General features: G+C 73.1%; 21 protein-coding genes and 1 riboswitch. Of the genes, 10 read left to right on the top strand and 11 right to left on the bottom strand.

The window, feature by feature from the left end; translation table 11 throughout:
* Window positions 1–756, top strand: coding sequence for an SDR family oxidoreductase (locus tag ACWDZ4_RS01160; protein WP_451506365.1), 756 nt, complete (start codon window positions 1–3; stop codon window positions 754–756).
* 78 nt (window positions 757–834) lie between these two features.
* Here the strand turns inward: ACWDZ4_RS01160 and amaP are convergent, their stop codons facing one another.
* The 5 genes from amaP to ACWDZ4_RS01135 form a co-directional block, all read right to left on the bottom strand.
* The gene (gene amaP, locus ACWDZ4_RS01155; RefSeq protein ID WP_451506364.1) at window positions 835–1,413 is read right to left on the bottom strand and encodes an alkaline shock response membrane anchor protein AmaP; all 579 of its coding nucleotides are present in this window, start codon (window positions 1,411–1,413) and stop codon (window positions 835–837) included.
* Window positions 1,414–1,420: 7 nt separating this feature from the next.
* The gene (locus tag ACWDZ4_RS01150) at window positions 1,421–1,996 is read right to left on the bottom strand and encodes a DUF6286 domain-containing protein (RefSeq protein WP_451506363.1); all 576 of its coding nucleotides are present in this window, start codon (window positions 1,994–1,996) and stop codon (window positions 1,421–1,423) included.
* 251 nt (window positions 1,997–2,247) lie between these two features.
* Window positions 2,248–2,595: a hypothetical protein gene (locus ACWDZ4_RS01145; protein WP_451506362.1), complete on the bottom strand. Its 348-nt coding sequence runs from the start codon at window positions 2,593–2,595 to the stop codon at window positions 2,248–2,250.
* A gap of 8 nt (window positions 2,596–2,603) precedes the next feature.
* The gene (locus ACWDZ4_RS01140; protein ID WP_344490159.1) at window positions 2,604–2,795 is read right to left on the bottom strand and encodes a hypothetical protein; all 192 of its coding nucleotides are present in this window, start codon (window positions 2,793–2,795) and stop codon (window positions 2,604–2,606) included.
* Window positions 2,796–2,807: 12 nt separating this feature from the next.
* On the bottom strand, window positions 2,808–3,296 hold the full coding sequence (locus ACWDZ4_RS01135) for an Asp23/Gls24 family envelope stress response protein (RefSeq protein WP_451506361.1): 489 nt from the start codon (window positions 3,294–3,296) through the stop codon (window positions 2,808–2,810).
* A 94-nt stretch (window positions 3,297–3,390) separates the two neighbouring features.
* Here ACWDZ4_RS01135 and ACWDZ4_RS01130 point away from each other — a divergent pair, with 94 nt between their 5' ends.
* On the top strand, window positions 3,391–4,164 hold the full coding sequence (locus ACWDZ4_RS01130; protein ID WP_451506360.1) for a nucleopolyhedrovirus P10 family protein: 774 nt from the start codon (window positions 3,391–3,393) through the stop codon (window positions 4,162–4,164).
* A gap of 24 nt (window positions 4,165–4,188) precedes the next feature.
* On the opposite strand, the gene ACWDZ4_RS01125 is transcribed toward ACWDZ4_RS01130, so the two are convergent.
* The 6 genes from ACWDZ4_RS01125 to ACWDZ4_RS01100 all read right to left on the bottom strand — a co-directional run bounded on the left by ACWDZ4_RS01125 (window position 4,189) and on the right by ACWDZ4_RS01100 (window position 10,979).
* A complete protein-coding gene (locus ACWDZ4_RS01125; protein WP_451506359.1) occupies window positions 4,189–4,980 on the bottom strand; it encodes an enoyl-CoA hydratase/isomerase family protein in 792 nt (263 codons plus the stop codon).
* Between the two features lie 128 nt (window positions 4,981–5,108).
* A complete protein-coding gene (locus ACWDZ4_RS01120) occupies window positions 5,109–5,330 on the bottom strand; it encodes a helix-turn-helix domain-containing protein (RefSeq protein ID WP_006123601.1) in 222 nt (73 codons plus the stop codon).
* Between the two features lie 352 nt (window positions 5,331–5,682).
* Complete coding sequence (locus ACWDZ4_RS01115; RefSeq protein ID WP_451506358.1) at window positions 5,683–7,281, bottom strand: ABC-F family ATP-binding cassette domain-containing protein; 1,599 nt, start codon at window positions 7,279–7,281, stop codon at window positions 5,683–5,685.
* 239 nt (window positions 7,282–7,520) lie between these two features.
* Window positions 7,521–8,837 carry a hypothetical protein gene (locus ACWDZ4_RS01110; RefSeq protein ID WP_451506357.1) on the bottom strand — a complete coding sequence of 439 codons (1,317 nt, stop codon included), beginning with the start codon at window positions 8,835–8,837 and terminating at the stop codon, window positions 7,521–7,523.
* A gap of 279 nt (window positions 8,838–9,116) precedes the next feature.
* On the bottom strand, window positions 9,117–10,244 hold the full coding sequence (locus tag ACWDZ4_RS01105; RefSeq protein WP_451506356.1) for an alpha/beta hydrolase family protein: 1,128 nt from the start codon (window positions 10,242–10,244) through the stop codon (window positions 9,117–9,119).
* Between the two features lie 66 nt (window positions 10,245–10,310).
* Window positions 10,311–10,979: a class II aldolase/adducin family protein gene (locus ACWDZ4_RS01100; protein ID WP_451506355.1), complete on the bottom strand. Its 669-nt coding sequence runs from the start codon at window positions 10,977–10,979 to the stop codon at window positions 10,311–10,313.
* A gap of 265 nt (window positions 10,980–11,244) precedes the next feature.
* On the opposite strand from ACWDZ4_RS01100, the gene ACWDZ4_RS01095 reads away from it, so the two are divergent.
* From ACWDZ4_RS01095 to ACWDZ4_RS01060, 8 genes are all read left to right on the top strand, one after another.
* A complete protein-coding gene (locus tag ACWDZ4_RS01095; protein WP_451506354.1) occupies window positions 11,245–12,495 on the top strand; it encodes an anion permease in 1,251 nt (416 codons plus the stop codon).
* An 18-nt stretch (window positions 12,496–12,513) separates the two neighbouring features.
* A complete protein-coding gene (locus ACWDZ4_RS01090) occupies window positions 12,514–12,738 on the top strand; it encodes a hypothetical protein (protein ID WP_451506353.1) in 225 nt (74 codons plus the stop codon).
* A gap of 176 nt (window positions 12,739–12,914) precedes the next feature.
* Window positions 12,915–12,994: riboswitch (cobalamin riboswitch) on the top strand.
* 126 nt (window positions 12,995–13,120) lie between these two features.
* Window positions 13,121–14,110 (top strand): cobalamin biosynthesis protein, encoded by a 990-nt coding sequence (locus tag ACWDZ4_RS01085; protein ID WP_451506352.1) that lies wholly within the window; start codon window positions 13,121–13,123, stop codon window positions 14,108–14,110.
* Between the two features lie 8 nt (window positions 14,111–14,118).
* Window positions 14,119–15,627, top strand: coding sequence for a cobyric acid synthase (locus ACWDZ4_RS01080; protein WP_451506420.1), 1,509 nt, complete (start codon window positions 14,119–14,121; stop codon window positions 15,625–15,627).
* The gene (gene cobN, locus ACWDZ4_RS01075) at window positions 15,624–19,313 is read left to right on the top strand and encodes a cobaltochelatase subunit CobN (protein WP_451506351.1); all 3,690 of its coding nucleotides are present in this window, start codon (window positions 15,624–15,626) and stop codon (window positions 19,311–19,313) included. The genes ACWDZ4_RS01080 and cobN overlap by 4 nt, the downstream gene beginning before the upstream one ends.
* Window positions 19,314–19,368: 55 nt before the next feature.
* The gene (locus ACWDZ4_RS01070; protein ID WP_451506350.1) at window positions 19,369–21,405 is read left to right on the top strand and encodes a putative cobaltochelatase; all 2,037 of its coding nucleotides are present in this window, start codon (window positions 19,369–19,371) and stop codon (window positions 21,403–21,405) included.
* On the top strand, window positions 21,405–22,004 hold the full coding sequence (gene cobO / locus ACWDZ4_RS01065; RefSeq protein WP_451506349.1) for a cob(I)yrinic acid a,c-diamide adenosyltransferase: 600 nt from the start codon (window positions 21,405–21,407) through the stop codon (window positions 22,002–22,004). The genes ACWDZ4_RS01070 and cobO overlap by 1 nt, the downstream gene beginning before the upstream one ends.
* Complete coding sequence (locus ACWDZ4_RS01060) at window positions 21,998–23,374, top strand: cobyrinate a,c-diamide synthase (protein ID WP_451506348.1); 1,377 nt, start codon at window positions 21,998–22,000, stop codon at window positions 23,372–23,374. The genes cobO and ACWDZ4_RS01060 overlap by 7 nt, the downstream gene beginning before the upstream one ends.
* Window positions 23,375–23,409: the final 35 nt, after the last annotated feature.

The following is a 23,409-nucleotide window of genomic DNA, read 5'->3' as shown; positions in this document are numbered from 1 at the left end:
ATGGATCTTGAACTGAAGGACCGGGTGTACGTCGTCACCGGAGCCAGCCGCGGGCTCGGCTTCGCCTCCGCGCGCCGGCTGACCGAGGAGGGCGCGAAGGCCGTCGTGAGCGGCCGGGACGCGAAGACGGCCGCCGACGCCGCCGCTGAGCTCGGCCCGAACGCGGTGGCGGTCGCCGCGGACAACGCCGATCCCGCGGCGGCCGGGCGTCTGATCGCGGCCGCCCGCGCGCACTTCGGGCGCTTCGACGGCATTCTCATCAGCGTCGGCGGCCCGGCGCCGGGCTCCGCCGCCGACAACACGGACGAACAGTGGCAGGCGGCCTTCGACTCCGTCTTCCTCGGAGCGGTACGGCTGGCCCGCGCGGCGGCGGCCGAGCTCTCCGAGGGCGGTGTCATCGGCTTCGTCCTGTCCGGCTCGGTCCACGAACCGATCCCCGGCCTCACCCTCTCGAACGGCCTGCGGCCGGGCCTGGCCGGCTTCGCGAAGTCCCTCGCCGACGATCTGGGGCCGCGGGGCATCCGCGTGGTGGGTTTGCTGCCGGCCCGGATCGACACCGACCGGGTGCGCGAGCTGGACGCGCTGTCCGGCGACAGCGACGCGGCGCGCGCGGCCAACGAGTCGCGCATCCCGCTGGGCCGTTACGGCACGCCGGACGAGTTCGGCAAGGTGGCCGCGTTCCTGCTGTCCCCGGCCGCGTCGTACCTGACGGGCGTCATGCTCCCGGTCGACGGCGGCACCCGGCGCGGCTTCTGATCCCTCACGCTCACGCGATCGCGTCCTCGTCCGCCGGAAAAGCTCCCGGGGAGCCCTTCCGGCGGACGAGGACGTACGTCAGCTCACCCGCCGCGCCCGGTGCTTGACCTCGCGCATGCGGACCTCCGCAGGCAGCGCGTCCAGCCGTGCCGAAGCGCGTGCGTGAGCCAGCGGCCCACGCGTGAACCCCGCCAGCGTGCCGGCGGGCTGCGCGTGGGGCGGGAGGCGCAGCGCGACCCGTGCCCGGGGCGCCTGCCGCCGGCCCGTCAGCGTCACGCGCGCCCGTTCCACGCCGTCCAGCGTCTGCGCCTCGCCCGCCAGCGCGTTCTCCAGCGCCCGCCCCCGCACCACCGCGCCCTCGCCGTCACCGGTGTCGACCAGCACTTCGGCGAGCCGGGCACGGCGCAGCTGGGCGAGCAGCCACCACAGCGCGAGGAGGACCAGCACCACGAGGGCCGCGATGACGGCCGGCCACCACCACCCCGCGTCCCGCCACCGCGTACGGTCGGCCTCGCTCAGCAGCACGTCGTCGGGCCCGCTGAAGGGCCACCACGACGGTACGGACGCACCGAGCCCGGCAGCGAGCACGGCGCCGCCCAGGGCGAGCAGCCCCAGGCCCACGAGTCCGAGCAGGACACGGTTGACCTTCTTGGGCATCGTCTCGTCATCCCTTCCTGGCCGGACGGCCGACACGCACGGACAGGCGCGGCTGCCGCTCGAGCCCGAGCTGCTGGATACCGGCCGCGACCGCCGCATCCAAGTCGGCCCGTACGTCGTCGAGTTCACGGAAGTGGGCCACGGCCCGCACGCGCACTGTGGAGCGCCTCACCCGTACCCGCGCGGACTGCACGCCGGGCACCTCCACGGCCCGGTCCCGCAGCATCGTCGCGGCGGCGGGACGGTCGAGTCCGGCCCGTACGTGGGCGGACGTACGCCGCATCGGCAGAATCGAGCGCAGTCCGGGCGTGACGGCGAGGAGCAGCAGCCACAGGCCGAGCGCCGCCAGGGTGCCCGCGCCGGCCAGCACCCACACGTCGTCCAGGGGCCGTGTCGCGAGGCCGTCCGCCAGTTCGCGGCGCCACCGCATCGCGGAGTGGCCGGCCCGTACCGCCGCGATGTCGTACAGCAGCAGACCGGTGCCGGCGAGCAGCACCAGGGCGACCAGCGCGGCCGGCACCCGGCGGGCGGACCAGAAGCGCCCGGATCTCCCGTCGCCGCCGCCCTGCTCCAGGGTCGGCACCGGGTCGTGCGCTTCGGCGGCCGTGGACCCGCCGGGCCCGGGGGGACCGGGGGGATCGGGGGGATCGGGGGGACCGGGGGGACCGGGGGGACCGGGGGGATGAGGAGGACCGGGCGGACCGGGCGGACCGGGCGGATTGGGCGGATTGGGCGGGCGGGGAGGACCGGGCGGGCCGGAGGGGCCGGGAGGGCCGGGGGGTCCCTGTTCGCGTGCGACGACGGGGAGCGGCTGCGTACGGCCGTCGGGTTCGCTCATCGGACCTTCCCCCGTTCCCCGTGGAGCACCTGCGCCGAGTGCAGCCGCTCGACCTGGACCGCCACCTCGGACACTTCCATTCCCGCCATCGCCCGTACGCCCTGTGCGACGTGGCGCCGCACCGCGCCGCACAGGCCGCCGATGTCGGAGGGGTAGCCGAGTTCGAGGACGACGCGCACCCGCGCCGTGTCGTGGTGCACCGTCACGGTGGCATGCGGCGCCCTGCCGCCCTCGGGCACCTCTCCGAGCGCCTCGCGTGCCGACCGGGCGGCGATCTTCGCGACGACCCGGTCGGCGATCCGGGTCGCACCACGTTCGGCGGCTTCGACCTGACCGGCGGCCATCGCGGGGGTCACCTCGGCCGGTCGCCGCGTTCGCGCACGCGGAAGACATCGCCCGGTTCAAGATCGCCGTCGGCGAATCGACCTACTACGAAGCCGATCGCGCCCAACGCCGCCACCAGCAAAAATGCTCCGAAACCGCCGAAATATCCGGCGAACCCGAGCGCCATACCGGCCGCAAGGCCGACCACCGCCATGTTCATCCTGCGCTCCCTCTACTGGAGACGTGACTCCGGCTCGTCCTCTGCCTCGTCGGGCAGCTTCACATCACTGACCGCGATATTGACCTCAACGACTTCAAGCCCTGTCATGCGCTCCACGGACGACACGACGTTCTGACGGACAGCGCGGGCGACATCGGCGATCGGTACGCCGTACTCGACGACGATCTCCAGGTCGAGAGCCGCCTGCACCTCGCCGACCTCGGCCTTCACGCCCCGGGTGACGGACTTGGTTCCGCCGGGCACCCGGTCGCGGACGGCCCCGAGCGTGCGGGAGAGACCCCTGCCCATGGCGTGCACGCCCAGTACGTCGCGGGCCGCGAGCCCGGCGATCTTCTCGACCACACCGTCGGCGACGGTGGTGCGGCCCCGGCCGGTCGGGTCGCTGCCGCCCTGCTTGGTCATCGAGGGCTTCTTCCCCTCGCCGCCGGACACGTCCCTGCCGGGATTGTCCGGCGGGTTTGGCTGCGCGGTGTCAGTCATGGCCGTTCGTCCCTTTCCGGGCGGTACTGGACTCCGCTGCCCACATTAGGGCCGGTTGCCCGATCTCGCGCCGGGGATGCGGCAGGCTGGGGCAATGGCACCTGACGGATGGACACGGGCAGTACGGCAGCGGCTCGGCCTGGGCAGACTGCTGCCCCTGGGCGAAGCGGCGGACGGCGCGTGGCTGGCGGAGAAGGCAGCCGCTCCGGTTCTGCGGCGGGCGGCGGAGGGGGTCGCCGGCGTCGGCCTGGGGGCGCTGCGGATCGGGCTCGCGGACCCGGACACGGCCGCCGAGCCCGCCGTTTCGCCGCCCCCGAGCGCACTGCCGCCCGGACCGCTGCGCATCGAGGCGGACTTCACGGCCACGGCCGGGGGCGAGCCGCTGCCGCAGCGGGCGGAGCGGCTGCGCATCGCGCTGCGGGAGGCGGCGACGGCCCGGCTGGGACTCATGGTCACCGCGGTGGACCTGCGGGTGACGGACCTGGTGGAGGCGGGCCAGGAACCCGTCGCGGCCGCTCCCCCGGACGAGGGAGACGACGAGGAGGACGAGGGAAGCGACGGAGGCACAGAACACCGCGAGGGACGCGGTGAGGCGCACGGTGACGGTCCGCCCCGCCCGGAGGAGGAGGCCGCGAGCCGGGCGGCCGCCGTGGCGGCAGCGGCCGTCCCCGGCGTGGTGCGCCTGACCCGCACCCTCGGCGCCCCGGTCCACCTCACCGACGGCCACGTCCGCGTGGAACTGGCGGCGGCGGCGGACCGCCGCACGCTGGCGGTCGCCCTGGCCGTGCGCAAGGCGGTCCGCGAGGCGGTCACGGCGGCTCGGGGCGACCGGCCCACGGTGGCCGTCCTGGTGACCCGCGTGGAGTGAACCGGGTGGCCCGCGTGGAGTGAGTCAGTCGCCGATCCCCGCGAGGTCGCGGAGCCTGCGGGCCTGCGCGGCGCGCTCCGCGACGCGCTGCTCCTCGTACGTGCGCGAGGCCGCGCCCTGGAGCAGCGCCTTGGTCTCGATCACGGCGTCGCGCGGCGCGGCCAGCAGTGCGCCCGCCAAGTCCCGTACGGCGGCGTCGAGTTCACCGGCGGGCACCACCAGGTTGGCGAGGCCGATGCGCTCGGCCTCCGCCGCGTGGACGAAGCGTCCGGTGGCGCAGATCTCCAGTGCGCGGGCATAGCCGACGAGACCGTGCAGCGGGTGCGTACCGGTGAGGTCGGGGACGAGGCCGAGGCTGGTCTCGCGCATGGCGAACTGCACGTCCTCGGCGACGACCCGCAGGTCGCAGGCGAGGGCGAGCTGGAAACCGGCGCCGATGGCATGCCCCTGTACGGCGGCGACGGTGACGAGGTCGCTGCGCCGCCACCAGGTGAACGCCTCCTGGTACTCGGCGATGACCGCGTCGAGGTCTTCGTCGGAGCCGCGCGCCAGGTCGAGGAAGGAGGGCTCACCGTCGAACCCCTCGGGGCTGAACGCCTGCCGGTCCAGGCCGGCGGAGAAGGACTTGCCCTCACCGCGCAGCACCACGACCCGCACGTTGCCGGGCAGAGACCGTCCGGCTTCCGTCAACGCCCGCCACAGAGCGGGAGACTGGGCGTTGCGCTTGGCCGCATTGGTCAGGGTCACCGTGGCAACGGCGTTCTCGACGGTGAGTCGTACGCCGTCCTTGTCGAGCACAGAGTCGAGCGAAGCCATGTGGCGCCTCCGGTTCGGGTGGCAGTCGTGCGGTCAGTAAGTGACTGCACAGTAACCACCCGGGCGATCCTCCGATCGACCGGGTGGCCACCGCCCAAGAACCGATGAGCCGGGCCCGCCCGGGGCTGTCAGGCCGAAGCGGCCTTCTTGCCTCGCGTCGCCCCGCCGCGTCCCCGCAGCGTGACTCCGGACTCACTGAGCATCCGGTGTACGAATCCGTAGGAGCGACCGGTCTCTTCGGCCAGCGCCCGGATGCTCGCACCGGAGTCGTACTTCTTCTTCAGGTCTGCCGCGAGCTTGTCGCGCGCGGCGCCGGTTACCCGGCTGCCCTTCTTCAGAGTCTCGGCCACCCGTGCCTCCTCAAGGAAGTGCGCTCTGAACTCTCATGATCACCCCTTCCCGGCTTCCTGGCCACCCATTCGGCAAGGTCCGTACAACAAGGTTTGCCGGGGAGGAACCGCACGCCACAAGTGGAATAAGAAATTCCGAGAGCTTGCCGCCGTACGGCCGGACGGGGGCGGAGGGAACGGGCAGGTCAGCGCGGGCAAACGATCAGTGGAACGCAAAGGGCCCGCCCCACGGGGGACGGGCCGCAATCCGGTGCATGACACGCCACGGTACGAGAGCCACTCACTCAGATGAAGGATCACCCGTGAGCCGAATGATCCAGCCGGAGTGGATCAGGACGGAATCCGGCCAGGATCAGGCCAGGGCGACGAGGTCCTTGTAGTCGGGGCCCCACAGGTCCTCCACGCCGTCCGGCAGCAGGATGATCCGCTCCGGCTCCAGGGCGTCGACCGCGCCCTCGTCGTGGGTGACGAGGATGACGGCGCCCTTGTAGGTGCGCAGGGCGCCGAGGATCTCCTCGCGGCTGGCCGGATCGAGGTTGTTCGTCGGCTCGTCGAGGAGCAGGACGTTGGCGGACGAGACGACCAGGGTGGCCAGCGCGAGACGGGTCTTCTCGCCGCCGGAGAGGACTCCGGCCGGCTTGTCGACGTCGTCGCCGGTGAAGAGGAACGAGCCGAGCGTCTTGCGGACCGAGACGAGGTCGAGGTCGGGCGCCGCCGAGCGCATGTTCTCCAGGACGGAGCGCTCCGGGTCGAGGGTCTCGTGCTCCTGGGCGTAGTAGCCGAGCTTGAGGCCGTGGCCGGGGATGACCTCGCCGGTGTCGGGCTTCTCCGCGCCGCCGAGCAGGCGCAGCAGGGTCGTCTTGCCCGCGCCGTTGAGGCCGAGGATGACGACGCGCGAGCCCTTGTCGATGGCCAGGTTGACGTCGGTGAAGATCTCCAGCGAGCCGTACGACTTGGACAGGCCCTCCGCCATCAGCGGGGTCTTGCCGCAGGGCGCGGGGTCCGGGAAGCGCAGCTTGGCGACCTTGTCGGAGACGCGTACCGCTTCGAGGCCGGAGAGCAGGCGCTCGGCACGCTTGGCCATGTTCTGCGCGGCGACGGTCTTGGTGGCCTTGGCGCGCATCTTGTCGGCCTGCGAGTTGAGGGCGGACGCCTTCTTCTCGGCATTCTGGCGCTCGCGCTTGCGGCGCTTCTCGTCGGCCTCGCGCTGCTGCTGGTACAGCTTCCAGCCCATGTTGTAGACGTCGATCTGCGAGCGGTTCGCGTCCAGGTAGAAGACCTTGTTGACGACCGTCTCGACGAGGTCGACATCGTGGGAGATCACGATGAAGCCGCCGCGGTACGTCTTGAGGTAGTCCCGGAGCCAGGCGATCGAGTCGGCGTCGAGGTGGTTCGTCGGTTCGTCGAGGAGCAGGATGTCGGCGTCCGAGAAGAGGATGCGGGCCAGCTCGACACGGCGGCGCTGACCGCCGGAGAGCGTGTGGAGGGGCTGGCCGAGCACCCGGTCGGGCAGGCCGAGCGCGGCGGCGATGGTGGCGGCCTCGGCCTCGGCGGCGTACCCGCCCTTGGTGAGGAACTCCGTCTCCAGGCGCTCGTACTTCTTCATCGCCTTCTCGCGGGTGGCGCCCTGTCCGTTCGCCATGCGCTCCTCGTTCTCGCGCATCTTGCGCAGGACCGAGTCGAGGTCGCGGGCGGACAGGATGCGGTCGCGGGCGAGGACGTCGAGGTCGCCGGTGCGGGGGTCCTGCGGGAGGTAGCCGACCTCGCCGGAGCGGGTGATGGTGCCGCCGGCGGGGGTGCCCTCACCCGCGAGGCACTTGGTGAGGGTGGTCTTGCCCGCGCCGTTGCGGCCGACGAGGCCGATGCGGTCGCCCTTGGCGATGCGGAAGGAAGCGGACTCGATGAGCAGGCGGGCGCCGGCGCGCAGCTCGATGCCGGAGGCGGTGATCAAGGGAAAAACTCCAGGGCGGTATGGACGGCGGAAGGGACGGGCGGAGGGATTTCTTCGACGCCGTCTAATGCACAAGGAGAGTTGCCATAGACCCAGTCTAACGGTCGTGCGCAACTACTTTTCGGACACGGGTTCCGTCCCCGCGACCTGGGCTTTCCCGGGCCTCCGCGCTCTCCCGTCGTCGGCGGCCGGGGAAACGGAGGTCCGGGGGAACACCCCCGGCGGTTCTGCCGTACCCGCTACACCCCGCCCGTGTGCACCTGGAAGGCCGCCCGGCGCATGGCCTTGGCGAGGGCCGGGTCCGGGTGGGCCGCGGCCAGGGCCACCAGGACCTGGACGGTCCGCGGGTGGCCGACGGCGCGGACCTCGTCGAGCAGGGCCGGCACGGTCGACTGCACGGCGGCGTCGAGATGGCGCACCAGCAACTGGATGTCGCCGTGGTCGGCGACGGCCGCGGCGGTGTCCACCCAGAGCCAGGTGGACTCCTCGCGGGTGAGGATCTCGTGCACGTCCTCGGGGTCGGCGCCCTCGTACTCCGCCAGCCACAGCAGGGCGTAGGGGCGCAGCGAACCGTCGTCGGCCGCGGCCCGTACGCCGGACTCCGCCGGGGCGCCGACCACCCGCAGCGCGTCGAAGGCGAGCCCGCGCAGCAGCGCGTCCTCGCCGCGGGCGGCTTCGAGAAGCTCGGTGACGGCGCTGGAGACGGTGCGGGCGGCGAGCCAGGCGCGGTACTCGGCGCGGGCGGGCCCCGGGGTCAGGCGGGCGCAGCCGCGCAGCATGTCCTCGGCGGACCGCTCGATGTTCCCGGCGGGGCTCTGGGCCGCGACGCAGATCTGCTCCAGCTTGACCCACACCGCCCAGTTGCCGAGCGCGGTGAGGGTGGCGAGTCCGGGCCCCAGGGTCAGGGCGCCGACGGCGGCCTGGCCTTCCAGGGCCCAGTCGAGGAGGAGGGAGAGAGGAGCGTCCGGGGCGGCGGGGGCGGGGAGCGGCTGGGAGTCGTAGGGGACCTCGCAGCGCTCTTCGCGGAGCTCGACGACGCGCTGTTCGAGCAGGTCGAGCAGCGCCGGTACCTGAACGGGGCCGGCCGAGAGCTGGAGGAGGGAGAGCACCTGGGGAAGGGCTTCCACGACCTCGGCGACGGAGGTGCCGGTGATGCCCTCCGGGGCGGGGTGGACGATCGACCAGGCGTCGAAGAGCGCGACCCAGCCGCGCAGGACGGCCGCGTCGTCACGGTCCCAGGCGCTCAGCCGCCAGCCCGGGCGGGCGCGGTCGCCGTGCAGTTCGATCAGTCCGGCGAGCCTGGCCCTGTCCCAGCCCGCGCGGACCTGCGCCGGCGTCAGGCCCAGGTCGGCCGCGGCCCGTTGGGCGGCCGCGGCGGAGAGGGCGCCGTCCCGGCCGGGCTCGACGTGGGACTCTCCACCGCGCGGCGACGGGGAGGCCCAGCGTGCGACCCGTACGGCGTCGGCGAGCACGGTCCTGGCCTGACGGGCCAGTTCCGCGGGGGGCGGAGTGCCCTCGGGGGGCCTCGGGGCCGGGCGGGTACGCCGGTTCGTCACGGCCTGGGGTCCGCCCTGGGAAGCCAGGGGGAGGGCAGCGGCGAGGGGTCGCGGGCGGACAAGTCGGAGCCTGGAGTCGCGCGGTGTACGGGACGTCACGGGGAGCAGTCTCGCCGCTGACGCCCCGAAAGCCCAAACGGAACCGAACTCACCGCTCGTGGACCCGTTCGTGGGCCCGTTCGCGGGTCTGCTCACGGCCTGTCCGTGGCCTGTCCGTGGGCGTCGCCCGGCCGGAACACCTCCCCCGTCCGCCCCTTCCCGCCGCGTACGGGGCCGGCACTACATCAAAGGGGTCAGGAAGCGGCGCAGGACCTCTTCGTAGGTGGCCGGATCGGCGTTCCACATGGCCGCGTGGGGCGCGTGCGGGACGGTGTGGAGCACCGCCAGCTCGGGGAGGAGCCGCGCGAGCTCCCGCGAGGTGCGCCACGGGGCCACGGCGTCGTCCGGACCGTGGATGATCAGCGTGGGCACGCGCAGCCCCCCGGGGCCGGCCGCTTCGCGCAGGCGGTCTCCGCGCAGTCCCGTGCTGCCCTGCACGGCCCTGACGGCGAGCGGGAGGAGCACGCCCGGCGTGTGCCGGGCGGCGGCCAGGGCCCGCACCGTGGCCTCCCAGTCGAGGACCGGGGAGTCGAGTACGACGCCGCTGACGCGGTCGCGGAGCGGGGAGCGCACCGCGGCGTGCACGGCCATGGCCGCGCCGGTGGACCAGCCGTGCAGGATGACGTGCTCCGCGCCGCGCCGGACGGCGTAGCGGATCGCGGAGTCCACGTCGCGCCACTCGGAGTCGCCGAGGTGGCCGAGGCCGCCGGGCGGCCTGGGGGCACCGGCGTCGCCCCGGTAGGCGAGGTCGAGGACGGGAAGCTGCTGGCCCAGCAGGAAGGGCAGGATGTTCATGGGGTGGGCGCGGGTCGTGCCGAGGCCGTGCACGGTGATCATCCAGGTGTCGCGGGCGCCCGGCAGGAACCAGGCGGGCAGCGCGCCGAGTTCGCCGGGGATGTCCACGTCGGTGTGGTCGAGACCGAGTGCGGTGCGCGGATCGCCGGCGTACACCTGCGGGGTGAGCCGCACCCTGGTGCCCGGGCCGAGCGTGCCGTGGCTGACGCGTTCCAGGCGGCGCACGACGGTGTCCGCGGTGTGCGGCGCGTCGTCGAGGACGGGGCCGACGACGGCGTGGACGCCGAGGCCCTCGATGCCGTACGTGCCGGGGCGCAGCGACGCCAGGCAGCGGGTCAGGGTGATCTGTCCCGCCGCGGTGGCGTGCACGGTGAGCCGGGGGTCGCGGGGCAGCGGCCTGCCGGACGACGCCTTGAGTGCGGCGTCGCCGGCGTAGCGGCCGACCGCGACCGCTGCCGCGCCGACGCCGAGGAGTGTGGTGACGGCCGCTGCCGTCGCTGTAGCCGGGCGCACCGCTCCAGTGTCCGCACAGGAGGGGGCCGGGGCCAGTGGGCGGGGCCGGACGGCCGCGTGTCGGATTCAGCCGGGCCGGCCGTAGCCGCTCAGTTTCTCCTGCGCTTCGCGCAGCTGTCCGGCGGAGAGCAGGGACGGTTCGCGCCCCGGCACCGAGCTCGCGGTGAGCCAGAGCCTGCACATCCATTCCAGCTGCGCGGTGCGCTCGTAGGCCTGGTCGAGGGTGTCCCCGTAGGTCACGGTGCCGTGGTTGCGCAGCAGGCAGCCGAAGCGGTCGTGCAGGGCTTCGAGCACGTTCCCGGCCAGCTCCCGCGATCCGTACGTGGCGTACGGGGCGGTGCGGACGGGGCCGCCGAGGGCCGCGGCCATGTAGTGCACGAGGGGCAGCTCGGCGACGAGGGTGGAGACGGCCGTGGCGTGCACGGCGTGGGTGTGGACCACGGCTCCGGCGGCGGTGGCGCGGTAGACCGCGAGGTGCATCGGGAGTTCGCTGGTCGGGACGAGCGCGCCGAGGACCTGTTTCCCGTCGAGGTCGACGGCGACGGCGTCCTCGGGCCGCAGCCGGTCGTACGGGACTCCGCTCGGGGTGACGAGGACGAGCTCCCCGATCCGTACGGAGACATTGCCGGAGGTGCCGACCACCAGCCCTTCCCGCACCGTCCTGCGGGCCGTGGCCACCAGGTCGTCCCATGCCCGTTCGATCGCGTCCCGCGCGTCCTGCCGCTGCTCAGTCATGCGGGGATCCTGCCAGCAGGGCCGGCGGGCGGGGGCGGGAGCCTGCCGGGTGACCAGGATCTCTTCCACGGGTATCCGGCCGGGCCCACGGGGCTCGCGAGGGGCCGTCGGGCCCCTGGATTGCCCGGTTCGGAGCCGTTCCCGGCCCAAACGGAATGCGGGCAAGCCGCTTTGGGTCACCACACCGCCCGACCCAGTTCACCTTCCGTTCACTCAGGTTGCCTACGTTCCACGTGCCACTGACGTCAAACGATTGCCTGGGTAAATGGAACACATCACCTTGCTGCTCGCGATTGTGATCGTGACAGCTCTAGTGTTCGATTTCACGAACGGTTTCCACGACACCGCGAACGCGATGGCGACCACCATCTCGACCGGTGCCCTGAAGCCCAAGACGGCGGTGGCCATGTCCGCCGTGCTCAACCTGGTCGGCGCGTTCCTGTCCGTGGAGGTCGCCAAGACGATCTCCAGCGGCATCGTGACCGAAGAGGGCATCACGCCCGAAGTGATCTTCGCGGCGCTGGTCGGCGCCATCCTGTGGAACCTGATGACCTGGCTGATCGGCCTGCCGTCCAGTTCCTCCCACGCCCTCATGGGCGGTCTGATCGGCGCCACCATCGCCTCGGTCGGCGTCAGCGGTGTCAACGGCGGCACTGTCGTCACCAAGGTCCTGATCCCGGCGATCGCCGCCCCGCTCGTGGCCGGCCTCTCCGCGTACCTCGCCTCCCGGCTGACGTACCGCATCGGCCGCAACGCCGATCCGAAGGCCACCGCGAAGGGCTACCGCGCGGGACAGATCACCTCGGCGGGCCTGGTCTCGCTGGCCCACGGCACGAACGACGCGCAGAAGACCATGGGCATCATCACGCTGGCGCTCGTCGCCGGCGGTGTCCTCGTCCCCGGCTCCAACCCCCCGATGTGGGTCATCATCTCCGCCGGCCTCGCGATCGCGATGGGCACCTACCTGGGCGGCTGGCGCATCATCCGCACCATGGGCAAGGGCCTCACCGACCTCCAGCCGCAGCAGGGCTTCGCCGCCCAGACCAGCGCGGCCAGCGTCATCCTCGCCTCCTCCAACCTCGGGTTCTCCCTGTCGACGACGCACTCCTGCTCCGGCGCCGTGATGGGCGCGGGTCTGGGCCGCAAGGGCGGCGTCGTCCGCTGGTCGACCGCCACCCGGATGTTCGTGGCCTGGGGTCTGACCCTGCCGGCCGCCGGCCTGGTCGCCGCGGGCTCGGAGTTCGTCACCAAGCAGGGCGACTGGGGTGTCGCCGCGGTCGCGGTCTTCCTCGTCGCCTCCTGCGTCGCGATCTGGTTCATCTCCCGCCGTCAGGTGGTCGACCACACCAACGTGAACGACGTGGACGCCGACGAGCCCGCGGGCGTCGTGACCACCGCCATGGCGGCCGTCACCGTGCCGCCCACGGCCGCCGCCATCGCCGCCGAGGACCTCAAGACCACCATCCCGGCCCCGGCCGGCAGCTCCGCCGAGCCGGCCAGCCCGGCCGCGGTGTAAGGACAGGGACACAGCAGCATGAACATCGACTGGGCAGCTCTCGGCTCCGTATTCGGCGTCAGCCTCGTGGCCACCGTCGCACTGGTGGGCCTGTTCACCCTCGGCATCGTGGGTCTCTCCAAGCAGGAGAGCGCCTCCGCGCAGGGTGGCGGCTCCGCCGTCCTGGCCCGCACCGGCGCGTACGCCTGCTTCGCGCTGTGCGCGGCGGCCGTGACGTACGGGATCTATCTGATCGTCGTCTGACGCACCGTCCCCAATCGGGACGAACCGTCACGGAGACCGCCCCGCCACCGGCCCTCAACAGCCGGTGGCGGGGCGGTCCCTGTGTGTCTCGGCACACTCTCCCGTCGCAGGTCAACGGCAAGTTGACGGCGTTCGCGGAGCGTGGTGGACTTCCGGAGCCGAATACGGCGGCACGAGAGGAAGCCCGGTGCGAATCCGGCGCGGTCCCGCCACTGTGACCGGGGAAGACGAAGAGGTCCCCGGGAGCCAGGAACTCTCACCGCCGGTCACGTCGAACCAGGGCGCGGACCCTGAGTGAGGACATACCGCCATGCCCGGCTGCCGTTCAGTCATTCCTGTGAGTACGACCCGTTCGCTTCGAGGCGCATCGGCCTGCTGAGCCATGCGTGCCGATCGCATCTTCGCGTACGGCGCCACCGCCGGCCTGATCGGCGACCTCGTCCTCGGTGATCCCCGCCGGGGGCATCCGGTCGCCGCGTTCGGGCGGGCCGCGGGCGCCGTCGAGTCCCTGCTGTGGCGTGACCACCGCGGGTGGGGCGCGGTGCACACCCTGGTGTGCGCCGGAGGCGCCGCCGGCGCCGCCGCGCTCGCCTCCCGTGCCGTACGCCGCTCCCCCGCCGCCGCTGTCGCCCTGACCGCCGCCGCCACCTGGGCCGTCGTCGGAGGTACGTCGCTGGGCCGCGAGGCGCGTGCCGTGGGCAGCGCCCTGGAGGCCGGGGACGTCGAGGTCGCCCGCGAGCGCCTCCCCCACCTGTGCGGGCGCGACCCGCAGGCACTGGACGCGCAGCAGATCGCCCGCGCCGTCGTCGAGTCCGTCGCCGAGAACACCTCGGACGCGGTCGTGGGCGCGCTGGTGTGGGGCGCCCTGGGCGGAGTGCCGGGGCTGGTGGCCTTCCGCGCGATCAACACGCTCGACGCCATGGTGGGGCACAAATCGGCCAGATATCTGCGCTACGGCTGGGCTTCGGCCCGCCTCGACGACGTGGCCGGCTGGCCCGGCGCCCGGCTGACGGCCGCCCTCGCGGTCGTGGCGGGCGGCGCGGACGGCGATCCGCGCGGTGCGGTGCGGGCCTGGCGTACGGACGCGGCCAAGCACCCGAGCCCCAACGCGGGCCCCGTGGAGGCCGCCTTCGCCGGTGCGCTCGGCGTGCGGCTCGGCGGGACGCTCTCGTACGCGGGCCGGGTCGAGCACCGGCCCGTGCTCAACGCCGCCGGCCGGCCCGTCGGCGTACCGGACATCGAGCGGGCGGCGCGGCTGTCCCGCCGCGTCGGGGCACTCGCGCTGGCGGCGGCAGTCGGGGGGCGGCTGGCGCTCGGGGCGCTGCGGCGCGGCGCGCGCGGTGGCACACGTACAGGAAGGGGAGACGCATGAGCGGTTCACTGGGCGGCGGTCTGCTCGTCGCGGGGACCACGTCCGACGCCGGCAAGAGCGTCGTGACGGCCGGGATCTGCCGGTGGCTCGTACGCAAGGGTGTGAAGGTCGCGCCGTTCAAGGCGCAGAACATGTCGCTGAACTCGTTCGTGACGCGCGAGGGCGCGGAGATCGGGCGGGCGCAGGCCATGCAGGCGCAGGCGGCGCGGGTGGAGCCGACGGCGCTCATGAACCCCGTGCTGCTCAAGCCCGGCAGTGACCGCAGCAGCCAGGTGGTGCTGATGGGCAAGCCGGTGGGCGAGATGAGCGCCCGCGGCTACCACGGGGGGAGACAGGAAGCGCTGCTCGGGACCGTGACGGACTGTCTGCGGGAGTTGCGGGGCACGTATGACGCCGTGATCTGCGAGGGGGCGGGCAGTCCGGCCGAGATCAACCTGCGGCGTACCGACATCGTGAACATGGGCATCGCGCGAGCGGCCCGGTTCCCGGTGGTCGTCGTCGGCGACATCGACCGGGGCGGGGTCTTCGCGTCCTTCTTCGGTACCACCGCGCTGCTGAGCCGGGAGGACCAGGAGCTGGTGGCGGGCTATCTGGTCAACAAGTTCCGGGGGGACGTGTCGCTGCTCGAACCCGGGCTGGACATGCTGGAAGGGCTGACCGGGCGGCGTACGTACGGTGTGCTGCCCTTCTCGCACGGGCTCGGGATCGACGAGGAGGACGGACTGCGCGTCTCCCTGCGGGGAGCCGTACGGGAGTCCGTGGTGGCGCCGCCGGTCGGGGAGGACGTGCTGCGGGTCGCCGTGTGCGCCGTGCCGCTGATGTCGAACTTCACGGACGTCGACGCGCTCGCCGCCGAACCGGGGGTCGTGGTGCGGTTCGTGGACCGGGCGGAGGAGCTCGTCGACGCCGATCTCGTCATCGTGCCGGGGACGCGCGGGACCGTGAAGGCACTGGAGTGGCTGCGCGAGCGCGGGCTGGCGGACGCGCTGGCGCGGCGGGCGGCGGAAGGCCGCCCCGTGCTGGGCATCTGCGGCGGCTTCCAGGTGCTGGGCGAGCGCATCGAGGACGACGTCGAGTCGAAGGCGGGGACGGTCGACGGGCTGGGCCTGCTGCCGGTGCGCGTGCGGTTCGCCGTCGGGAAGACGCTGGCGCGGCCGGCCGGCAGCGCGCTGGGCGAACCCGTCGAGGGGTACGAGATCCACCACGGGGTCGCCGAAGTGCTCGGGGGCGACGCCTTCCTGGACGGCTGCCGGGTGGGGCCGGTCTGGGGCACCCACTGGCACGGTTCGCTGGAGAGCGACGCGTTCCGGCGCGCCTTCCTGCGCGAGGTCGCGGCCGCCGCGGGGCGCCGCTTCGTACCGGCGCCGGACACCTCGTTCGAGGCGCTGCGCGAGGAGCAGCTCGAACGCCTCGGCGACCTGATCGAGGAACACGCGGATACGGACGCGCTGATGCGGCTCATCGAGTCGGGCGCGCCCTCAGGACTTCCCTTCATCGCACCTGGAGCGCCCGTATGAGCACTGAGCATGCCGAGAACGCCGAGAACACCGAGAACACCGTGCTGTTGCTGTCCACCGCCGACACGGATCTGCTGGCGGCCCGCGCCTCCGGCGCCCCGTACCGCATCGGCAACCCGACCCGTATCGACGCGGCGGCCGAACTGCCGGCACTGATCGAGGGTGCGTCCGTCGCCGTCGTACGGCTGCTCGGCGGCAAGCGCGCCTGGGAGGACGGGCTCGCCGTTCTGAAGGCGTCCGGGATACCGACCGTCCTGCTGGGCGGCGAGACCGTGCCCGACGCGGAGCTGATGGCCGAGTCGTCCGTACCGGCCGGCGTCGTCGCCGAGGCGCTGCGCTACCTCGTCGAGGGCGGGCCCGGGAACCTCGTCGAGCTGGCCAGGTTCCTGTCCGACACGGTGCTGCTGACGGGCGTGGGCTTCGCCGAGCCGCAGAAGATGCCCGAGTGGGGCGTGCACGGCTCGCGTACGTACGACGAGGGGCGTCCGACGGTCGGTGTGCTCTTCTACCGCGCCCACGAGCTGTCCGGGAACACGTCCTTCGTCGACGTACTGTGCGACCAGATCGAGGCGAAGGGCGCCAACGCCCTTCCCGTGTACTGCGGTTCGCTGCGCAGCGCCGACCCGGAGCTGTACCGGGAGCTCGGGAAGGCCGACGCGCTGATCGCGACGGTCCTCGCGGCGGGCGGCACGCGCGCGAGCGACGCCTCGGCCGGCGGGGACGACGAGGCGTGGGACATCGGCGCGCTCGCCGACCTCGACGTGCCCGTACTGCAAGGACTGTGCCTTACGTCGTCGCGGGCCACCTGGGAGGCGTCCGACGCGGCGCTGTCGCCCATGGACGCGGCGATGCAGGTCGCCATCCCCGAGTTCGACGGGCGGCTCATCACCGTGCCGTTCTCCTTCAAGGAGCAGGGCGAGGGTGACGTGCCGGTGTACGTCGCCGATCCCGAGCGGGCCGCGCGCGTCGCGGGTATCGCCGTGCGGCACGCGCGGCTGGCCCACAAGCCGAACAAGGACAAGCGCCTCGCGCTCGTCTTCACGGCGTACCCGACGAAGCACTCGCGCGTCGGCAACGCGGTGGGCCTCGACACGCCCGCTTCCGCGATCCGGGTGCTCGACGCCCTGCGCGACGCGGGTTACGGGGTGGAGGGCCACCCGGACAACGGCGACGAGCTGATCCACCGCCTCATCAACGCCGGTGGTCACGACGTGGAGTGGCTGACCGAGGAGCAGCTCGCCGCCGCGCCCGCGCGCGTGCCGCTCGCGGACTACCGGGCGTGGTTCGACCAGCTGGAGCCCGAGCTGCGCGAGGGGATGCTGGAGCACTGGGGCGAGGCGCCCGGGCAGCTGTACGTCGACGGGGACGAGATCGTGCTGGCGTCGCTCCAGTTCGGCAACGTCGTCGTGATGATCCAGCCGCCGCGCGGCTTCGGGGAGAACCCGATCGCGATCTACCACGACCCCGACATGCCGCCGTCGCACCACTACATGGCGGCGTACCGGTGGCTGGAGAACTCGTTCGGCGCGGACGCGATCGTGCACATGGGCAAGCACGGGACGATGGAGTGGCTGCCGGGCAAGGGCCTCGGCCTGTCGGCGGGCTGCGGGCCGGACGCCGTGCAGGGCGAGCTGCCGCTGATCTACCCGTTCATCGTCAACGACCCGGGCGAGGGCACGCAGGCCAAGCGGCGCGGGCACGCCACGGTCGTGGACCACCTGGTGCCGCCGATGGCGCGTGCGGACACGTACGGCGACCTGGCGAAGCTGGAGCAGCTGCTGGACGAGTACGCGCTGGTGAGCGACCTCGACCCGGCGAAGGCGCCCGCCGTGCGGGCGCAGATCTGGACGCTGGTGACGGCCGCCCAGCTCCACCACGACCTGCATCTCGACGAGCAGCCGGACGACGACGACTTCGACGAGTTCGTCATGCACATCGACGGCTACCTGTGCGAGATCAAGGACGTGCAGATCCGCGACGGCCTGCACATCCTGGGCGGCGGTCCGGAGGCCGGGGCCCGGGTCAACCTGGTGCTGGCCGTGCTGCGCGCCTCGCAGGTGTGGGGCGGCAAGGCCAACGCCCTTCCGGGGCTGCGGGCCTGCCTGGCCGAGCACTTCGGGCTGGTCGAGAAGGAGCTGCTGGGCGAGCCGGGCGCACCGGTCAAGGTGGCGGACGGGCTGACGGCACTGGTCGACGGTCCGGCGCGGACGGGCGCGGACGCGATCGACCTCCTTGAGCAGCTGTGCCGGCGTCTCGCCGAGGGCATGGAGGAGCGGCGCTGGGACGCGGCCGAGGCGGCCGGGCTCGTGGGTGAGGTGCTGGGCGTCGAACTGCCGGACGCCGTGGCCGTGCTGCGGTTCGCGTGCGACGAGGTGGTGCCGAGGCTGGCCCGTACGACGGACGAGATCGACAACATCCTGCACGCGCTGGACGGCGGTTACGTGCCGGCCGGGCCGTCCGGGTCTCCGACGCGCGGTCTGGTCAACGTCCTGCCGACCGGGCGCAACTTCTACTCGGTCGATCCGAAGGCGATCCCGTCGCGGCTCTCGTGGGAGGTCGGCCAGGCGCTCGCGGACTCACTGGTGGCGCGCTACCTGACGGACACCGGCGACTACCCGAAGTCGGTGGGCCTGACCGTCTGGGGTACGTCCGCGATGCGCACCCAGGGCGACGACATCGCGGAGATCCTGGCGCTGCTGGGCTGCCGTCCGGTGTGGGACGACGCGTCGCGCCGGGTGACCGGCTTCGAGATCGTGCCGCTCGACGAGCTGGGGCGCCCGCGCATCGACGTGACCGTGCGGATCTCCGGGTTCTTCCGCGACGCGTTCCCGCACGTGGTGGGGCTCATCGACGACGCGGTACGGGCCGTCGCCGAGCTGGACGAGCCCGCCGACCGCAACTTCGTACGCGCGCACGCCGACGAGGACACCGCCGAGCACGGCGACCGGCGGCGCGCGACGGCCCGCATCTTCGGCTCCAAGCCCGGGGCCTACGGCGCCGGTCTGCTGCCGCTGATCGACGCGCGCAACTGGCGCTCGGACGCGGACCTGGCCGAGGTGTACGCGGTGTGGGGCGGATACGCGTACGGGCGCGGGCTGGAGGGGAAGGCGGCTCGCGGCGACATGGAGACGGCGTTCCGGCGGATCGCCGTGGCCGCGAAGAACGTGGACACCCGGGAACACGACCTTGTCGATGCCGACGACTACTTCCAGTACCACGGCGGCATGGTCGCCATGGTGCGGCACCTGACGGGTGAGTCGCCCGAGGCGTACGTGGGTGACAGCGCCACGCCGGACCAGGTGAAGACGCGGACGCTGGGCGAGGAGACGCATCGCGTTTTCCGGGCGCGGGTGGTCAATCCGCGGTGGATGGCGGCCATGCGCAGACACGGCTACAAGGGCGCCTTCGAGATGGCCGCCACGGTGGACTACCTCTTCGGGTACGACGCGACCGCCGGGGTCGTCGACGACTGGATGTACGAGAAGTTGTCGAGCGAGTACGTCTTCGACCCGGAGAACCGGGACTTCATGAAGAAGTCCAACCCGTGGGCGCTCAGGGGCATCACGGAGCGGCTGCTGGAGGCGGCCGAGCGCGGGCTGTGGGCCGAGCCGGACGCGGACACGCTGGAGCGGCTGCGGGCCACGTACCTGGAGCTCGAAGGCGACCTGGAAGGGGACGACGCGTGAGCGGGCCGCAGTGCGTTCCGGGTGCCCTGAACCAGCTTGAAGTGGAGGCTTCCTCGTGAGTACGCCGTACCCCTTTACCGCGATCGTCGGCCAGGACGACCTGCGGCTCGGACTGCTGCTGAACGCCGTCTCGCCCGCCGTCGGCGGTGTGCTCGTGCGCGGCGAGAAGGGCACCGCCAAGTCGACCGCCGTACGCGCCCTGGCGGCGCTGATGCCTCAGGTGGCGGTGGTCGCCGGGTGCCGGTTCTCCTGCGACCCCGGCTCCCCCGACCCGGCGTGCCCGGACGGGCCGCACGAGGCCGGGGGCGGTGTGTCGCGACCGGCGCGGACGGTCGAGCTGCCCGTGGGCGCCTCCGAGGACCGGCTGGTCGGCGCGCTCGACATCGAGCGGGCGCTGGCCGAGGGCGTCAAGGCGTTCGAGCCGGGTCTGCTGGCCGACGCCCATCGCGGCATCCTGTACGTCGACGAGGTCAACCTGCTGCACGACCACCTGGTCGACCTGCTGCTGGACGCCGCCGCGATGGGCGCGTCGTACGTGGAGCGGGAGGGCGTGTCCGTGCGGCACGCCGCGCGGTTCCTGCTCGTCGGGACCATGAACCCCGAAGAGGGCGAGCTGCGGCCGCAGTTGCTGGACCGGTTCGGGCTGACGGTGGAGGTGGCCGCCTCCCGGGAGACCGATCAGCGGGTGGAGGTCGTGCGGCGCAGGCTCGCGTACGACGACGACCCCGCCGGGTTCGCCGCGAAATGGGCCGGCGAGGAGGCGGCGCTGCGGGCCCGGATCGTGGCCGCGCGGGCGCTGCTGCCCGAGGTGCGGCTCGGCGACGGGGCGCTGCGGCAGATCGCGGCCACCTGTGCGGCCTTCGAGGTCGACGGGATGCGGGCGGACATCGTGATGGCCCGTACGGCGACCGCGCTGGCGGCCTGGGCCGGGCGCACCGACGTACTGGCCGAGGACGTGCGCCAGGCCGCGCTGCTGGCGCTGCCGCACCGGCGGCGGCGGAACCCCTTCGACGCGCCGGGTCTCGACGAGGACAAGCTGGACGACACGCTGGAGCAGAACAGCGGGTCCGACGACGACGATCCCGACCCTGATCCGGACCCTGGCCCGGACGGGCCCGGTGGGGGCGGGCAGCCGCCGCAGGGTGACGGCGACGGTTCCTCGGAGGCGCCGGACCAGGACCGGCCCGGTGAGGCCGAGCCCGAGCCCGAGGCCGGTGAGGGGCAGCGGGCCCCCGCGGGATCCGGGGGCGAACAGGCGGCCACGCGGGCCGGGGAGCCGTTCCGCACCAAGATGCTGAGCGTGCCGGGTCTTGGCGAGGGGGCTGCGGGGCGTCGGTCCCGTGCGCGTACCGAGCACGGTCGTACGACCGGGGCCCGGCGGCCGCGCGGGGCGCTCACCAAACTGCACTTGGCGGCGACCGTGCAGGCCGCCGCGCCGCACCAGCGGGCGCGCGGACGCAGTGGGCGTGGGCTGGTCGTACGGCGGGACGATCTGCGGCAGGCGACGCGGGAGGGGCGCGAGGGGAATCTCGTTCTTTTCGTCGTGGACGCCTCCGGGTCGATGGCGGCCCGGCAGCGGATGAGCGCGGTGAAGGGCGCCGTGCTGTCGCTGCTGCTCGACGCCTACCAGCGGCGGGACAAGGTCGGGATGGTGACGTTCCGGGGGAAGGACGCGGAGCTGGTGCTTCCGCCCACGTCGTCCGTCGACGCGGCCGCCGTCCGGCTGGAGACGCTGCCGACCGGTGGGCGTACGCCGCTGTCCGCGGGGCTGCTGAAGGCGCATGACGTGCTGCGGGTGGAGCGGCTGCGGGACCCCTCGCGGCGTCCGCTGCTCGTGGTCGTGACCGACGGGCGGGCGACGGGCGGCCCCGAGCCGCTGGCTCTGGCGACGCGCGCGGCCCGGCTGCACGAGGTGGAGGGCGTCGCCTCGGTGGTCGTCGACTGCGAGTCCGGGCCGGTGCGGCTCGGGCTGGCCGGTGAGCTGGCGCGGGATCTGGGCGGCACGGCCGTCACGCTCGAGGAGCTGCGGGCCGACAGCATCGCCGGGCTCGTCAAGGACGTACAGGGAACGAACAACAGGAGGGCAGCCTGATGCCGCAGGGACAGCCGAGCGTCGTACCGGACGACGGTCTCACCACGCGTCAGCGGCGCAACCGGCCGCTCGTCGTCGTGCACACGGGGGTGGGCAAGGGCAAGTCGACCGCCGCCTTCGGGCTCGCGCTGCGCGCCTGGAACCAGGGGTGGCCGATCGGGGTGTTCCAGTTCGTCAAGTCGGCGAAGTGGAAGGTCGGCGAGGAGAACGCGCTCAAGGTGCTGGGCGCGAGCGGCGAGGGCGGGTCCGTCGCCTGGCACAAGATGGGCGAGGGCTGGTCCTGGGTCCAGCGCGACGCGCAGCTCGACAACGAGGCGGCGGCGCGCGAGGGGTGGGAGCAGGTCAAGCGCGACCTGGCCGCCGAGACGTACAAGCTGTACGTGCTGGACGAGTTCGCCTACCCGATGCACTGGGGGTGGGTGGACACCGACGAGGTGGTGCGGGTGCTGAGGGAGCGGCCGGGGACGCAGCATGTGGTGATCACTGGGCGCAATGCCCCCGAGAAGCTCGTCGAAGCCGCTGATCTGGTGACGGACATGTCCAAGGTCAAGCACCCGATGGACGCGGGCCAGAAGGGGCAGCGGGGCATCGAGTGGTAGCACGTCTTGTCGTCGCCGCGCCGTCCTCGGGGAGCGGGAAGACCACGGTCGCCACCGGGCTGATGGCCGCCTTCGCGGCGGCCGGGCTCGCCGTCTCGCCGCACAAGGCCGGGCCCGACTACATCGATCCCGGGTACCACGCGCTGGCCACCGGCCGGCCGGGGCGCAACCTCGACGCGTACCTGTGCGGTACGGAGCTGATCGCGCCGCTCTTCGCGCACGGTGCGGCCGGGTGCGACGTCGCCGTCGTCGAGGGTGTGATGGGGATGTACGACGGGGCTTCCGGGCACGGCGAGCTGGCGTCCACCGCGCAGATCGCGAAGCTGCTGCGGGCTCCGGTGGTGCTCGTCGTCGACGCGTCGTCCCAGTCGCGGTCGGTGGCGGCGCTGGTGCACGGGTTCGCGTCCTGGGATCCCGAGGTGCGGATCGGGGGCGTGATCCTGAACAAGGTGGGGTCCGCGCGGCACGAGGAGTTGCTGCGGGAGGCGCTGGACGAGTCGGGGGTGCCGGTGCTGGGCGCGCTGCGGCGCGAGCGGCAGGTGCGGACGCCTTCGCGGCACCTGGGGCTGGTACCGGTGGCCGAGCGGCGGGCCGAAGCGGTCGACGCGGTGGCGGCGCTGGCGGAGCAGGTGCGGGCGGGCTGTGACCTGGACGCGCTGCTGGCTCTGGCGCGCAGCGCGCCGGAGCTCGGCGTGGACGCGTGGGACGCGGTGGCGCAGGTCACGGGTGCGGGGGACGCTGCGGCGCAGGTCGCCGGGGAAGTGAGCGGGCGGCCGGTGGTCGCCGTCGCGTCCGGGGCCGCGTTCACGTTCTCGTACGCCGAGCACGGCGAGCTGCTCTCCGCCGCCGGCGCCGAGGTCGTGCCGTTCGATCCGCTCCGGGACGAGCGGCTGCCCGAGGGGACGCGCGGTCTCGTCATCGGCGGTGGGTTTCCCGAGGTGTACGCGCCCGAGCTGTCCGGTAATGAGCCGTTGCGCAAGGCAGTTGCCGAGCTGGCGTTGTCCGGGGCGCCCGTCGCCGCCGAGTGCGCCGGGCTGCTCTACCTCTCGCGGTCTCTCGACGGGCAGCCCATGTGCGGCGTGCTCGACGCAGAGGCGCGGATGTCGGAGCGGCTGACGCTCGGGTACCGCGAGGCGGTCGCGGTCTCCGAAAGCTCGCTGGCCGCCGTCGGGACCCGGCTGCGGGGACACGAGTTCCACCGGACGGTGATCGAGCCCGCGGCGGGTCCGGCTCCCGCCTGGGGGATGCGTCTGCCCGAGCGGCGGGTCGAGGGGTTCGTACAACAGGGTGTGCACGCGAGTTACCTGCACACCCACTGGGCCGCCGAGCCGGGCATGGCCAGGAGATTCGTCGAGAGGTGTGCGGGATGAGCGGGGCCAGCGGGATGGACGGGGCGAGCGGGATG

The sequence above is a fragment of the Streptomyces sp. NPDC003016 genome (genome assembly GCF_053591455.1).
The sequence above is the reverse complement of the archived record's forward strand: the minus strand, read 5'-3'. Positions and strand labels throughout refer to the sequence as shown.

Coding starts and splice junctions, on each gene's coding strand:
- ACWDZ4_RS01160 (WP_451506365.1), top strand. CDS start 1: ATGGATCTTGAACTGAAGGACCGGGTGTACGTCGTCACCGGAGCCAGC.
- amaP (WP_451506364.1), bottom strand. CDS start 1,413: ATGCCCAAGAAGGTCAACCGTGTCCTGCTCGGACTCGTGGGCCTGGGG.
- ACWDZ4_RS01145 (WP_451506362.1), bottom strand. CDS start 2,595: ATGGCCGCCGGTCAGGTCGAAGCCGCCGAACGTGGTGCGACCCGGATC.
- ACWDZ4_RS01140 (WP_344490159.1), bottom strand. CDS start 2,795: ATGAACATGGCGGTGGTCGGCCTTGCGGCCGGTATGGCGCTCGGGTTC.
- ACWDZ4_RS01135 (WP_451506361.1), bottom strand. CDS start 3,296: ATGACTGACACCGCGCAGCCAAACCCGCCGGACAATCCCGGCAGGGAC.
- ACWDZ4_RS01130 (WP_451506360.1), top strand. CDS start 3,391: ATGGCACCTGACGGATGGACACGGGCAGTACGGCAGCGGCTCGGCCTG.
- ACWDZ4_RS01125 (WP_451506359.1), bottom strand. CDS start 4,980: ATGGCTTCGCTCGACTCTGTGCTCGACAAGGACGGCGTACGACTCACC.
- ACWDZ4_RS01100 (WP_451506355.1), bottom strand. CDS start 10,979: ATGACTGAGCAGCGGCAGGACGCGCGGGACGCGATCGAACGGGCATGG.
- ACWDZ4_RS01095 (WP_451506354.1), top strand. CDS start 11,245: ATGGAACACATCACCTTGCTGCTCGCGATTGTGATCGTGACAGCTCTA.
- ACWDZ4_RS01090 (WP_451506353.1), top strand. CDS start 12,514: ATGAACATCGACTGGGCAGCTCTCGGCTCCGTATTCGGCGTCAGCCTC.
- ACWDZ4_RS01085 (WP_451506352.1), top strand. CDS start 13,121: ATGCGTGCCGATCGCATCTTCGCGTACGGCGCCACCGCCGGCCTGATC.
- cobN (WP_451506351.1), top strand. CDS start 15,624: ATGAGCACTGAGCATGCCGAGAACGCCGAGAACACCGAGAACACCGTG.
- cobO (WP_451506349.1), top strand. CDS start 21,405: ATGCCGCAGGGACAGCCGAGCGTCGTACCGGACGACGGTCTCACCACG.